At 66.5% G+C, this 13,205-nt stretch carries 9 protein-coding genes; 4 read left to right on the top strand and 5 right to left on the bottom strand.

Features of this window, described 5'->3' with window-relative positions; all coding sequences use genetic code 11:
- Window positions 1-210: 210 nt before the first annotated feature.
- The gene (locus OG716_RS06710; RefSeq protein ID WP_405136827.1) at window positions 211-1,209 is read left to right on the top strand and encodes a 1-aminocyclopropane-1-carboxylate deaminase/D-cysteine desulfhydrase; all 999 of its coding nucleotides are present in this window, start codon (window positions 211-213) and stop codon (window positions 1,207-1,209) included.
- Between the two features lie 124 nt (window positions 1,210-1,333).
- Window positions 1,334-2,194 carry an NAD-dependent protein deacetylase gene (locus tag OG716_RS06705; protein WP_405136826.1) on the top strand — a complete coding sequence of 287 codons (861 nt, stop codon included), beginning with the start codon at window positions 1,334-1,336 and terminating at the stop codon, window positions 2,192-2,194.
- A 16-nt stretch (window positions 2,195-2,210) separates the two neighbouring features.
- Here OG716_RS06705 and OG716_RS06700 read toward each other — a convergent pair whose 3' ends face one another.
- Window positions 2,211-2,807, bottom strand: coding sequence for a TetR family transcriptional regulator (locus tag OG716_RS06700; protein ID WP_405136825.1), 597 nt, complete (start codon window positions 2,805-2,807; stop codon window positions 2,211-2,213).
- Between the two features lie 90 nt (window positions 2,808-2,897).
- On the opposite strand from OG716_RS06700, the gene ilvD reads away from it, so the two are divergent.
- Together ilvD and OG716_RS06690 are read left to right on the top strand one after the other, a co-directional pair.
- A complete protein-coding gene (gene ilvD / locus OG716_RS06695) occupies window positions 2,898-4,751 on the top strand; it encodes a dihydroxy-acid dehydratase (protein ID WP_405136824.1) in 1,854 nt (617 codons plus the stop codon).
- A 154-nt stretch (window positions 4,752-4,905) separates the two neighbouring features.
- Window positions 4,906-6,393 carry a DUF222 domain-containing protein gene (locus tag OG716_RS06690; protein WP_405136823.1) on the top strand — a complete coding sequence of 496 codons (1,488 nt, stop codon included), beginning with the start codon at window positions 4,906-4,908 and terminating at the stop codon, window positions 6,391-6,393.
- A 1,470-nt stretch (window positions 6,394-7,863) separates the two neighbouring features.
- Here OG716_RS06690 and OG716_RS06685 read toward each other — a convergent pair.
- The 4 genes from OG716_RS06685 to OG716_RS06670 form a co-directional block, all read right to left on the bottom strand.
- Window positions 7,864-9,087, bottom strand: coding sequence for an acetyl-CoA acetyltransferase (locus OG716_RS06685; RefSeq protein WP_405136822.1), 1,224 nt, complete (start codon window positions 9,085-9,087; stop codon window positions 7,864-7,866).
- Window positions 9,088-9,115: 28 nt separating this feature from the next.
- On the bottom strand, window positions 9,116-10,861 hold the full coding sequence (locus OG716_RS06680; protein WP_405136821.1) for a class I adenylate-forming enzyme family protein: 1,746 nt from the start codon (window positions 10,859-10,861) through the stop codon (window positions 9,116-9,118).
- A gap of 8 nt (window positions 10,862-10,869) precedes the next feature.
- Window positions 10,870-11,964 carry a thiolase family protein gene (locus tag OG716_RS06675; protein ID WP_405136820.1) on the bottom strand — a complete coding sequence of 365 codons (1,095 nt, stop codon included), beginning with the start codon at window positions 11,962-11,964 and terminating at the stop codon, window positions 10,870-10,872.
- A gap of 96 nt (window positions 11,965-12,060) precedes the next feature.
- On the bottom strand, window positions 12,061-13,203 hold the full coding sequence (locus OG716_RS06670; protein ID WP_405136819.1) for an LLM class flavin-dependent oxidoreductase: 1,143 nt from the start codon (window positions 13,201-13,203) through the stop codon (window positions 12,061-12,063).
- Window positions 13,204-13,205: the final 2 nt, after the last annotated feature.

Below are 13,205 nucleotides of genomic sequence, written 5' to 3'. Positions count from 1 at the left end.
TCCTTGGTGAGCGCTGGGCGAACAACTCCGAAATTCGTTCGCCACGTGTACGGTCGCCGCTGCCCGCCACCGATCATTCTACGCGGCCTAAAGCTGCTGTTGACAGTACAAATGGTCGAAACGCCTGCGCGCACCCGCAATTCGGCATCGGCAGGAGTGCGGAGCAGGCCCACGCTCGTACCAGTGCCGGCCGGTCGATACGTTGGGAGTGTGACGCCCCACCTCCATCAGCTTTTTCCGGACCTGACCGGCACCGTCCCGCATATCGCACTGGGGACGAGCCCGACACCCGTGCGGCGACTGTCGGCGCTCGACACCACCGGCGCGGAGCTGTGGGTCAAGGACGACAGCGTCTTCGGGGCGGGCGGCTGGGGCGGCAACAAGGTCCGCAAACTGGAGTGGTTGCTGCCCGACGCACTGCGGCTCGGGCGCCGCACCATCGTGACCGTGGGCGGGCTGGGCACCAACTGGGGGTTGGCGACCGCGCTGTACGGGCGCGAGCACGGGCTGAAAACCGTTCTGGCACTGGTCGATCAGCCGGTCGACGACCATGTGCGCGGTCAGCTGGAACGCCTGCGCGCATCCGGGGCGGAACTGCATTTCACACACACCAAGGCTCGCACGATCCTCGCCGCGCCAGTCATTCTGGCCCGCAACTTCTCCGGGCGGCGGCCGCCGTATCTGCTTCCGGCGGGCGGATCCTCACCGGTCGGAGCGCTCGGCTATGTCGAGGCCGCGCTGGAGTTGGCCGCGCAGATCCGCGCCGGTGAGCTGCCCGAGCCGTCGCATATCGTGACCGCTGTGGGTTCCGGCGGCACGGTGGCCGGGCTGTCGCTGGGCATGCGACTGGCGGGTCTGCCGACACGGGTCGTCGGTGTCGTCGTGAACGACACACTGCGCCTGGACGAGCCGACGCTGACCCGGCTGGCCGATCGCACCGCGCGCCTGCTGCGCGATCGGGGCGCCCGGCTGCCCGAGAACGTCTCCCCCACCGGCAATCTCGATATCGTGACCGACTGGATCGGTCCCGGCTACGGCTACCCGACACCGGAAGCCGCTACCGCCCAGACACTTTCGGCGGATCTGGAGCAGCTGAATCTGGAGCCGGTCTACACCGCCAAGGCCATGGCCGCCTTGCTGGATATGAACGCGCGCGGCCGGTTCGGGCCCGGCCCGGTCGTCTTCCTCAATACCAACGGTCCACGCTGACGGGGTCCCGAAGGCGGGCGGCGACCCATCCACGGCAAAGGACCGAGATGTGCCGGTGCGGGGCCACTGCCTCCGAAACGGTGCGTGCGGGCGCACACCGCAGCCCGCCTCGTACGCTGTCCTCATGTCGGATTCCTCCCTGGAGCGGCTGCTGGAACTGCTCGCCGGCCGCCGAGTAGCGGTGCTGACGGGTGCGGGCATCTCCACCGACAGCGGTATCCCCGATTACCGCGGCCCGAACACACCACCGCGCACTCCGATGACCTATCAGCAGTTCGTCGGTGATCCGGTGTTCCGGCAACGCTATTGGGCCCGCAATCATGTCGGCTGGCGGTACATGGATGCGGCACGGCCGAATGCCGGGCACCGAGCGCTGGCCCGGCTCGAACGCGGCGGCCTGATCACCGGCCTGATCACCCAGAACGTGGATCTGCTGCACACCAAGGCGGGACAGCGCGCGGTCATCGATCTGCACGGTGTCTACGCCCGGGTGCGATGTCTGGAGTGTGCGGGACTCACCTCGCGCATGACCCTGGCCGAGCGCCTGGAGGCAGTGAATCCGGGATTCGCGGAGGCGTCCACCCTCAGCGGTTTGGAGGTCGCGCCCGATGCCGACGCGGTGGTCACCGAAACCGAGAGCTTCCGCATGGTGGACTGCGACCGGTGCGGCGGAATGCTGAAGCCGGACATCGTCTACTTCGGGGAGACCGTGCCGAAGGAGCGGGTGGACGAGGCGTTCGAGATGGTCGAGGAGGCGGAGACCCTCCTGGTGGTCGGGTCGTCACTGACCGTCATGTCAGGGCTGCGATTCGCCCGGCGCGCAGCGAAATCCGGCCGCGATGTCGTGATCGTGAATCGGGGCGCGACCCGCGGTGATGAGCTGGCCACACTCACCGTCGACGCGAGTTGCTCGGCGGTGCTCACCGGGCTGGCCGATGCGCTGGCGCCGCTTCCGGCAGCCGCTGGGCAGCCGGCGCGAGTGTGACCGGGCCCGTGCAGCGCTAGTCGCGTAGTTCGAGTCTCCGGACCATCGTGACCAGACCTGTTCGCATGGCGTCCGGGTTGTCGGCCTCGGCTCCCAGCAGCATGCGGACCACCTGGGGTACGGAGAACCACCAGGCGGCGAGGGCAGCCACCGCGTACAGCAGGTAGCCCGCGGGAACGTCGTCGGGCAGTGCGCCCGCGCGTTGGGCGGCCGCCAGTGAGGCCACCTTTTCGGCGTAGTGCGAGGCGCGAGCGGATGCGGCGGGTAGCTCACCGCCCTGCGTCTGCAGTCCCTCCCAGTGCAGCAGCCGCAGGAATTGCGGGTGGGTGCGGTGGTAGTCGAAGACGTGTCCCGCGTACTCGGCAAGGTCCCCCGCCTTGTCCGCGGAGAGCGGGCTGGCGGCGGCGAGCTGTTCCAGCTGATCGGTCAGCACAGCCTCGAACAGTCCCTGCTTATCGCCGAAGTACTGGTAGATGCGCTCCTTGTTGATTCCCGCGCGGGCGGCGATGGCCGCAACACGAGCGCCGTCCGGCCCGCGCTCGGCGAACTCCTGCACCGCGGCCTCCAGCAGCCGCCGCTTGGTTCCCTCGGTATCCCACGCCATGGGGTCCATCCAACCATCTCCAACCGTACGGTTGCGGATTGACCGCCCGCCGTGTCAAACTCCAACCGTACGGTTGCAATTACTGTCGGAGGTGGCGCCATGCCGGAACTGCGTTCACGCACGGTCACGCACGGCCGGAATATGGCAGGAGCTCGCGCGCTCATGCGGGCCAGCGGAGTACCGTCGGCCGATATCGGCCGCAAGCCGGTGATCGCGATCGCCAATAGCTTCACCGAGTTCGTGCCCGGCCACACCCACCTGCAGCCGGTCGGCCGAATCGTCTCCGAGGCCGTGCGCGCGGCCGGCGGAATCCCCCGCGAGTTCAACACCATTGCCGTCGACGACGGAATCGCCATGGGACACGGCGGAATGCTGTACTCGCTGCCCTCCCGCGACCTCATCGCGGACTCCATCGAATACATGGTGAACGCGCACTGCGCGGACGCGCTGGTGTGTATCTCCAACTGCGACAAGATCACTCCCGGCATGCTCATGGCCGCGATGCGGCTCGATATCCCGACAGTCTTCGTCTCCGGCGGCCCGATGGAGGGCGGCAAAGCGGTGCTCGTGGACGGAACCGTGCGCAGCCGCCTGGATCTCATCGTGACCATGTCCGAGGCCGTATCGCCGCTGGTGTCGGACGAGGATATGGAACTCATCGAGGAAAACGCCTGTCCCACATGCGGTTCCTGCGCCGGAATGTTCACCGCGAACTCGATGAACTGCCTCACCGAAGCACTGGGGCTGGCACTGCCCGGCAATGGCACCACCTTGGCCACCCACACCGCGCGGCGCGACCTGTACGAAGCAGCCGGGCGCACGGTGATGGAAGTGACCCGGCGCTACTACGACGAGAACGACGCCCGAGTGCTACCCCGTAATCTCGCTTCCCGCAAAGCATTCGACAATGCGATGGCTCTGGACCTGGCAATGGGCGGGTCCACGAATACAGTTCTGCACCTTTTGGCCGCCGCCCAGGAGGCCGGACTGGACTACACCCTCCTCGATATGGAGAAGATGTCACTGCAGGTTCCGTGCCTCTGCAAGGTCGCACCGAACGGTGACTACCTGATCGAGGATGTGCACCGGGCAGGCGGAATCCCCGCCATCCTCGGCGAACTGGACCGCGCCGGGCTACTGCACCGCGATGTGACCGCGGTGCACGCGGATTCACTCCCGGAATGGCTGGCCGAATGGGATATCCGCAGCGGCACCGCAACACCCCGAGCGCTGGAGCTGTTTCACGCCGCGCCCGGTGGAAAGCGTTCCGCCACAGCCTTTTCCCAATCCGAGCGATGGCATTCACTCGACACCGACGCCGCCGAAGGCTGCATTCGCGATCGCGCCCACGCACATTCGACCGATGGCGGCCTCGCCGTCCTGCGCGGCAACCTCTCCCCCGACGGCGCCGTCGTGAAATCCGCCGGCGTGGTACCCCACATGCACACCTTCACCGGCCCGGCCGTGGTGGTCGAATCACAGGAGGACGCGGTCGACGCCATCCTCTCCAAGCGACTGCGGCCCGGCGACGTACTGGTGATCCGCTACGAGGGACCACGCGGCGGACCGGGCATGCAGGAAATGCTCTATCCCACTTCATATCTCAAGGGCCGTGGCTTATCCGGCCAGTGCGCACTGGTCACCGACGGCCGATTCTCCGGCGGCTCATCCGGCCTGTCGATCGGACACGTGTCCCCCGAGGCCGCAGCAGGCGGGCCACTGGCATTGGTCCACGACGGCGATGAAGTAACCATCGACATCCCTTCGCGGACCATCACATTGCACGTCGACGACACCGAACTGATCGAGCGACGACAGGCGCTGGAGGCCGCAGGCGGATATCGCCCCAAATCCCGGCAACGGGAAGTCTCGGTCGCCCTTCGGACATACGCATTGCTGGCTACATCCGCTGATCGTGGTGCGGTTCGGGATGCGGAGAAGCTTGCGGGGTAGAAGAACTAAAAGAAAAGAACGCCTGGACAAGAAGAAAGAAGATGAAAAGAGAACAATACCCCGAAGGAGGCTGGTCGGTCCGCCAGTCTGAATATCCTTATATCACAACGTGATTCGCCTTTCCGGGGTTCTTCTGCGGCGGTAGAATAGAGGCATGAATCCGGGGGGAGCAACCACCATCGTATCGAGTGCACACGCACTCGATACCGCCGTGGAAAACCTCCTCGATGCCTCCCTCACACCCTTGCTGGACGAGGAATTCATCGCAGTGATGCGTGAAGTCGAGACCAGCATGCGCAAACTCGAAGCCGTCAAGCACCGGTTCGTCACCGAAACCTGCACCCGCTCCCTGGCCGCGCGCGCCGGATCGGCGTCCCCGGTCAAATTCTTGGAACAGACCTTGCGGCTCAGCCACGCTGATGCGGTCTCGCGGGTCAACGCCGCCAAACAGTTGAGCCCGCAACCGGCGCTCGGGGGGGATCTGGAACCGGAATTGGCGTATGTCGCCGAAGCCCAACGCGCCGGGGAGATCTCGGTCGATCATGTGCGGCGGATCGCGCAGGTCCTCAAGCGCATCCCGTGTGCTGCCGATCCCGGCCAGAAAGACCTGGCCCAAGACGTTTTGACCACCTACGCCCGCACCGGCAGCCCGGACAAGCTGCTCGATCTGGGTGAGGTCATCCTGGCGAACATCGACCCCGACGGCACCCTCACCCAGGACAAAGACCGCGAACGCATGCGCGGGCTCACCCTCGGGCGCAAGCGTGCGGACGGGATGTCCCCGCTGATCGGGGAGATCACCGAGCCGTTGCGGGAAATCCTGGAGCCGTTGCTGGCCAAATTCGCCCGCCCCGGCATGTGCAACCCGGCCGATCCGCACAGCCCGAAGGTCGCCGACCGCACCCTCGACCGCCAGAAACTGAAAGCCGCCTCCGAACGCGATAACCGCTCGCCCGCGCAACGCAACCATGATGCGTTGTTGGCGGTGCTGCGGTTTCAGCTCGACCGCCCCAAGCTCGGCTCCCACCGGGGTTTGCCCGTGGAAGCGATCATCACCATGCGTGTGGAGGACCTCGAGCGGGGTGCGGGGATCGCGACCACCGCGACCGGGGGCACCCTGACCATCCCGCAAGCCCTGGAACTGGCCTCCGGGACCCGACCGTTGTTGGTGGTGTTGAACAAGGCCGGACTGCCCCTGTATTTGGGGCGCGGGCGAGACCGGTTGGCCACGCCCGCACAACGACTGGCGTTGATCGCTTCCGACAAGGGGTGTACCCGACCCGGGTGCAGTGCGCCCGCGAGCCTGGCGGCGGCCCATCACGTCACCGGGTGGGCCGAGGGCGGGCCCACCGATATCGACAACCTGACCTTGGCGTGCGATGGGTGCCACGCGATGATCCACGACGGGCCCGGGGGCTGGAAAACCATTGTCATGGGCGAGGATACCCAGTTCCCGGGCCGGACCGGGTGGATCGCCCCACCCCACATCGACCCCACCGGCACCCCGCAGGTCAATCACCTGCACCACACCGGTGAACTGATGGCCGGTGCCCTGAACGAGATCCGGGCCCGGGAACGGTCGCAACGCGAGCGACGGCGGGCATGGCTCGATGCCCGCAAAACCACCCCCACCCGCGAATAGTGGGACCGCGCCCCTTGTTGACACCGTCAGGCTGGTCCTGGCGGTGTCACAACCCGTTGCCCACCAGGGTTCCACGGGCAGTGGGCCTCGAGAGGCGAACGAGCACAGCGGAACCCGGACCGTGCGGAGCGACAGCACAACCACCCCCACCCGCGAATAGCGGACCACACCCCTTGCTGACACCCTCAGGCTGGTCCTGACGGTGTCACAAGCCGTGCCCACCAATGCGCCACGGGCAGTGGGCCTCGAGAGGCGAACGAGCAGAGCGGAACCCGGACCGTGCGGAGCGACAGCGGCAGGCGGGGCACGCTACCTGCAAGCCACCCCGCCCGCGAATAGTGGAGCCCCACCGGCGCAGACATCATCAGGCCGATCCTGACGGTGCTACGACAAAGCCTTGCCCACCAAGGTTTTCATGGCCGCCGACCCCAATCATCCAGAACCGAGAACGGCGACAACAGCGGCAGCCCGGGCCGATCCTCACCCTTCCCACTGACACCCACCGACTCGACAACCACAGACCGCAGACCGCAGCAGCGCATACAGCGATGCCAAAGATACTGCCCAACCACTGTTTCCACAGACGCCGACCGCCGACATGAACGACCACAGCGGAACCCGCACCGGATGAACCGGCAGCAGGCGTGGCTCGCTGCCCGTAAATCCACCCTCCACCCGGAACCCCCACCCACACAGCAGCCCTCACACCGTAGACACCATCACATTGATCCTGCCGATGCGAAAGTCGTGCCGAATCACCCCGTGCCATCGCCCACCGCCCCGCCCTAAACCTCGTGCTACCCCGCCACCACCACCAGCGCCGATCCCCCGAACACCACGAACGCTGCCAGCCCAGGTCTTTCAGGCTCTTGGTCTTCGATCCCTTGTCTCCGGGCGTCTTCGATCTTTCGGGTTTTGTCTTTTCGTGTTTTGTCTCTGAAACCGGACCACAACCAGTCTTCCAGCTGGCACCGCAGCTTCCCTCGTGACCGCGGAAGGTCAACCGGGTACCCCACCCGACGCCACCAGCACGGCCATCTCGGGCCCTGCCCGCACCCAGGGATCCAACACCGCCCCTCGACCCAAGCAACCCAGGTGCACCGGCTTGCCTCGGCCTCGAATCCACCCGGAGTGGGCACCACACACGCCTTCTCGACGGCCGCACAGCAGGTGTCCGCACGGCACAGACCCGATAACCGCTGTGCCGCTGAGACACCCGCTGTTCAGTCCCCAGGAGCCGACGGCTTCTATGCCGAAACGGTCGGTCCACCTGGGTTTCTTGCCTCCCGGGCAGAGTTGGTCAGCACGGGGTGCGGGCAAAGCCCGAGAGGGCCGTGCTGGGCACATTAGGAGACGTACCCGGTTGACCTTCCGCGGTTGGGAGCACTATCTGCGGTACCGGCGGGGTCGACCGGCCGTGGTGCCGTTCTCGAGACAAGACACGAAAGAGCGACGCGGCTGGCTTGGGGGTTAGGCGCTGTATCTCTCGATGATGAATCCGGCCACTGTTGTTGTGCTGCCGCCGATATTCAGTGTTGCTACTCGCTCTGCGCCGTCAATCTGGTAGTCGCCTGCTTGTCCGGTCACTTGCTTGTATCCATCCAGGAGCATGCGGGTTCCGGTGGCTCCTACCGGGTGACCTATGCCGATCAGGCCACCACCGGGGTTGATTGGGAGACTGCCGTTGCGTGAGATGTCGCCTGACTCGATCGCTTTCCAGCTCTCACCGGGCGGCGTGAGGCCGAGGTGGTCGATTGCCACGTACTCCGACATGGAGAAGCAGTCGTGTACCTCCACAGCATCCACTTCGGTGATATCCGCGAGTCCGGCGCGACCCAGGGCGTCCTGCATCGCGCGGCGGATATGGGGGAAGACGTAGGGCTCGTCTGCGGACATACTCAGCTTCTGTGCCAGCGACAGGCCGACGGTTCGATGTCCCCAGCCGGAGATGGTGGCGCGACGGGTGGCTTGGAAAGCATTGTGGCCCTGCAGGAATCGGTCTGATACCAGAACCACCGCAGCAGCACCGTCGGTCATCTGACTGCAATCCTGACGGCGCAGTGGGCCCACTACGGGCGGGTTGGCGGTGTCGTCGGCGGTGAAACTCCCCGGGGTGTACTTCCATTCGCGGGTTTGGGCCAGCGGGTTCAGACGGGCGTTGGCGATATTGAGTTCACTGACGGCGTGCAGGTGGGTGGGGTCGAGGCCGTAGCGGCGGTCGTATTCTTCGGCGATGGCGGCGAACATGGTGGGCCAGACCAGGTCTGTGTCCTGGGCCTCGTGGCCGGTCCATGCGGCTGCGCCCATGTAGGCGGCGGCCTGGTTGCCGGGGACGGTCTTCTCCAGCTCGGCGCCGATGACCAGGGCGCAGTCGTAGCGGCCCGATTCGAGGTCGGACATTGCTGCAAGTATCGCCATGCTGCCGGAGGCGCAGGCGGCCTCGTGGCGAGTGGACGGGATGCCCCACAGTTCGGGGAGGACGGTGGCGGGCATACCGCCCAGGTGTCCCTGGCCCGTGAAAAGCTGGCCGAAGGCGTTGCCTACGTGGACTACTTCGATGTCGGACGGGTCGATGTGGGTGGATTCGAGGGTTTCTTCGATGACGGTGCGGATCAGTGCGTCGAAGCCGAGGCCCGCGCGATGCCAGTTGACGGCGAAATCCGTTTGGCTGCCGCCGAGAATGTGGACGGACACTGGGGCTCCTGAATGGTGTTGTGACGGTTCAGAGTTGGTCGCGCAGTTCGCGGCGCAGCAGTTTGCCGACCGGGTTGCGCGGGAGGGTTTCGACGATTTCGAGGCGTTCGGGGAGTTTGAACGAGGCCACTTCGCGAGAGCGCAGATGTGCGACCAGATCGGCGAGGGTGACGGTGGATCCGGGCTTGGGAACTACGAAGGCGCAGCACTTTTCGCCGAGCACCTCGTCGGGGTAGCCGACAATGGCCACATCGGCCACGGCCGGATGATCCGACAGCAGGCCCTCGATTTCGGCGGGGGCGATATTCATACCGCCGCGAATGATGATCTCCTTCACGCGATCCACGAAGCGCAGGTATCGCCCGCCCTCACCGCACAGTTCGAAAACGTCGCCGCTGCACAGGTATCCCTCTTCGTCGAAGGGTTCAGTGGTGGCGGTACCGGGGAGGTAGCCGCCGAAAACAGCGGGACCGCGCAATCGGAGCTCTCCTCGGCCGCCCAGCGTGGTGACCGTCTCGCCCGTGGTGACATCGACCAGCTTCACCGCCGTGCGTTCCGCCAGCCGCGTAGACCACTGGACGCCGGGCGCACCGTAGTGCGGCAGATGTTGCGCCCGCACAGTCGGATCCGGGATATCCGCGGGGGCGCCGAGCAGGCTCACACCCTCGTTGGAGCCGAAGAAATTGAGGACGTGGATGCCGAGCTCCTCCTGCCAGCGCCGGACCACCGGCGGCGGCAGCGGTGCACCGCCGGAGCCGACCGTCAGCAGGGATGACAGGTCCGCCTGGGCGCGCAGGGTCTCGTTCTGCAGCAGCATGGTCAGCAGGGCGGGCGGCATGCTGGTGTGCGTGACCCGATGTTCGGCGATCTGCCGGAAGAAGACCGGCAGATCCAGGGGATGGTGCTGGACCAGATGGCCGCCGGCCAGCAGCCAGGGCAGGAAGGCACCGGCGAAGCCGGCCATATTCACCATGGGAAAGGGGTTGAGCACCACCGAGTCCGGGGTGATGCCGAGGCCGTCCTGGACGCTGCGGGCCACCGCCAGCCAGTCGCCGTGGCAGCGGGGAACACCCTTGGGCGCAGCCTCGGTACCGCTGGTCCAGCAGACGGTGATCCGGTCGTTGACGGTCACCTTCAGCGCGAGTTCGTAGTCTCGAATACGGGTGCGGGCGGGCAGGTCGGCGGGATCACCCAGTGCCACAGCCTCATCCGGGACGCCGGGGCCGAAGGCGAAGACGGTGGCGGCGCTGTCCATTACCGCGAGCACCTCTCGCGCCAGCTCCCGGCCGGAGAGCGCACCGGCGGTGATGATCGCATCGGCCTCGGTCGCAGCGACAATGCCGGAGATCTCGTGCCGCCGGTACGAGGCGGGCATGGGTGTGGCCACCGCACCCAGCCGCCACAGCGCGAGATAGGTGGCCGTGAGCGCGACCGAATTGGGCAGCAACACTGCCACGGTGTCGCCCTGGCGGAGGCCGTGCGCGAACAGGACTGCCGCGATATCGATTACGTGGTCGTCCAGACCCTGCCAGGTCAGCGTGCGCGGGGCGGCGCCGGTGAGAGCGACCAGATTCGCCGGGTCGGTGATCGCGGGTTCCTCGGGGGCCGCGATGACGCGGCGGCGGAAGATCTCCGGGATCGTCTCGTCCTCCCACCAGCCGCGGTCGAGGTACGAGCGAACGGTGTCCTCCGGGTGGCACACGCGCACCGGATGACGGATCTGGGCCGCACGGCGACTGGCGGCAACGGTTGCGGGAGCGGGTGATTCGGCCATGAACTTCCCTAGGACTCGTAGTTCTCAGACAGACGACGCAGGACCACGGCGGATCCCAGCCCCAGTGCGGCGGGGATCGTGACGAGCGCATATTCGCCATCGCAGCGCCGCAGGGCATCCAGCGCCTGCGCGATGAGGATGCCGCCCGACGCACCGAGCGGATGACCTACCGCGAGCGCACCACCCGACGGATTCACCTGTGCCGGATCGAGATTCAGTTCGCGGGTCAGCAGTAGGGGTGTTACCGCGAAGGATTCGTTGACCTCCACCACATCGAGGCCGGCGGCGGTGATTCCGGCACGGCGCAGGGCTGCGCGGGCGGCCGTCACAGGGGCGGTCAGCAGGGGCGAGCGAACCGCTGTTTGAGCGGTTCCGGCGATGGCGGCCAACGGACTTCGGCCGAGCGTGCGCGCTGCCTGCGCATTGCCCAGCAAGACTGCCGACGCACCGTCCGCAAGCTGGGGTGCAGTGGCGAGCGTGTGCAGCCCGGCGACCGGACGAGGTGCATCGGGTAGGCGACGAGCAACTCGCTCCCAGGAAGGGTCTTCGCCGAACAGCGCAGGTAGCGCGGCAAAACCTTCTACAGAGGCGTCCGGTCGCGCACCTTCATCAGCGCCGAGCAAGAGTGTCCCACCCTTGCGAACTGGGATCACTCGATCGGAAATGGCTGCGACACTGGCTCTTCGGTGCGACTGCACAGCGTAGGCATCGAGTTCCTCGCGAGTGATGCCGTGCGCCGCAGCGGTGAGGTCCGCCGAGACACCGATGGTGACGAATCCGGTGCGCTCCCCCAGATCGTTGTCGCCGGCAATGGCGGGCCGATCCGAGAGCATCGGCACCCGTGACATCGATTCCACGCCACCGGCAATCATGATGTCCGCATATCCGGCCGCAATACGCCCCGCCGCACTCTCCACCGCATCCAACCCCGAGCAGCACAGCCGGGAGACCACCCCGCCGGGCACCGAATCCGGCCAGCCCGCCCACAATCCGGCAGCACGAGCGATATCGCCGCCCTGCTCCCCGACCGCAGTACTCACCCCGACGATGATGTCGTCCACGGATTCCGCTGGGCACGAACGCTTCTCCAACGCGGAGAGCAACTGCCCGAACAGCTCGTAGGGCGGAATGTCGGCGAGAGTGCCCCCGGCTTTGCGACCCGCCCACGAGGTAGTCGAACCGCATCGTAGATATAAGCCTCAGCCATGGTCGATCCGCGCAAGCGTCTGCAGAGTGCGATAGGCAGCCGGATCCTCGGCCGAGGTCACCGGAACCACCACGATTTCGTCGGCTCCAGCAGCGCGATAAGCCGACAAACGTGCCGCAAGCATGGCCGCATCGCCGAACATGCCCACTGTGGCGGCCAATTCATCGGGGATAGCCGCCAGCACTTCCCGTGGATGTCCGCCCTGTTGCGCCAGACGGACCACATCGCCGAACCCGGCCTCGGTGAACATGACGTCGTATCCAGGGGCTCGCAGGTACCCGACCACTCCGCGCCGCACGGTGGTGAGCATTTCAGCGCTGGGGTCGGCCGCCGCCGTCACCCACACCGATATTGTCGGTACCGGGCGACCCGCCTCGGCAGCGAATTCCTTTACCGCCGAGGCACATCGCGCCACCTGTGCGGGTGTCACCAGGTTCAGCACCACCCGATCAGCGGTACGCGCGGCGGCGGCCAATGCCCGTTCCCCGAAGGCGGCTACCACCAGTTCATAGCGTGGAACAGCTGTTTCAGGCTCCGGCAGGGAGATCACGGAATACCCCGCGCCCATCGGGATGGCCGCTGACACCTGCACCGACGCGGAAGGGACGGTGCCCAAACGCTGTTCACCAGCGGAGGTTGCCGGAGGTACCCCGGACTCGGCCTTCGCGACGCCGAGGCCAGGCAGCCGTAGCCGGTAAGCGCGTATACGTTCCACTGTCCCGTCGAAGTCGGCCTTCTCGCCGTCGAGCAGGCGACGGACAATCCGCGCCGACTCCTCCAAATGCACTGCGGTGCGCTGTCTTTCCCGGCCGTGCCAGTCCCGCACCACCACCGTGCTGGAGGTGCCGAGCGCGATGTCGACGGGACGGCCGGTGAGGGCTGCGACGCTGGCCACTCCCATGGCGATCGTCGCCGGGCTGCGTACGGCTACCGCCAGTGGGCCGATGCACAGCGGGATGCGGCCGGGCGCTCGGCCGATGGCGGTTGCCAGGGCGAAGGCGTCGAAGGTTGCCATTTCGCCGATCCAGAGCCGATCGAAGCCCAGTTTGTCGGCGGCCTCGGCGACCAGGAGCGCGTCCAGTGGGTCGCGGTCCTGCCAGTACGGCAGGCTGACGCTCAGTCGTGGATTGTGCACGC

It is taken from the genome of Nocardia sp. NBC_01388, assembly GCF_045040085.1.
Lineage (GTDB): Bacteria > Actinomycetota > Actinomycetes > Mycobacteriales > Mycobacteriaceae > Nocardia.
This window is presented reverse-complemented; position numbering and strand designations above follow the sequence as displayed.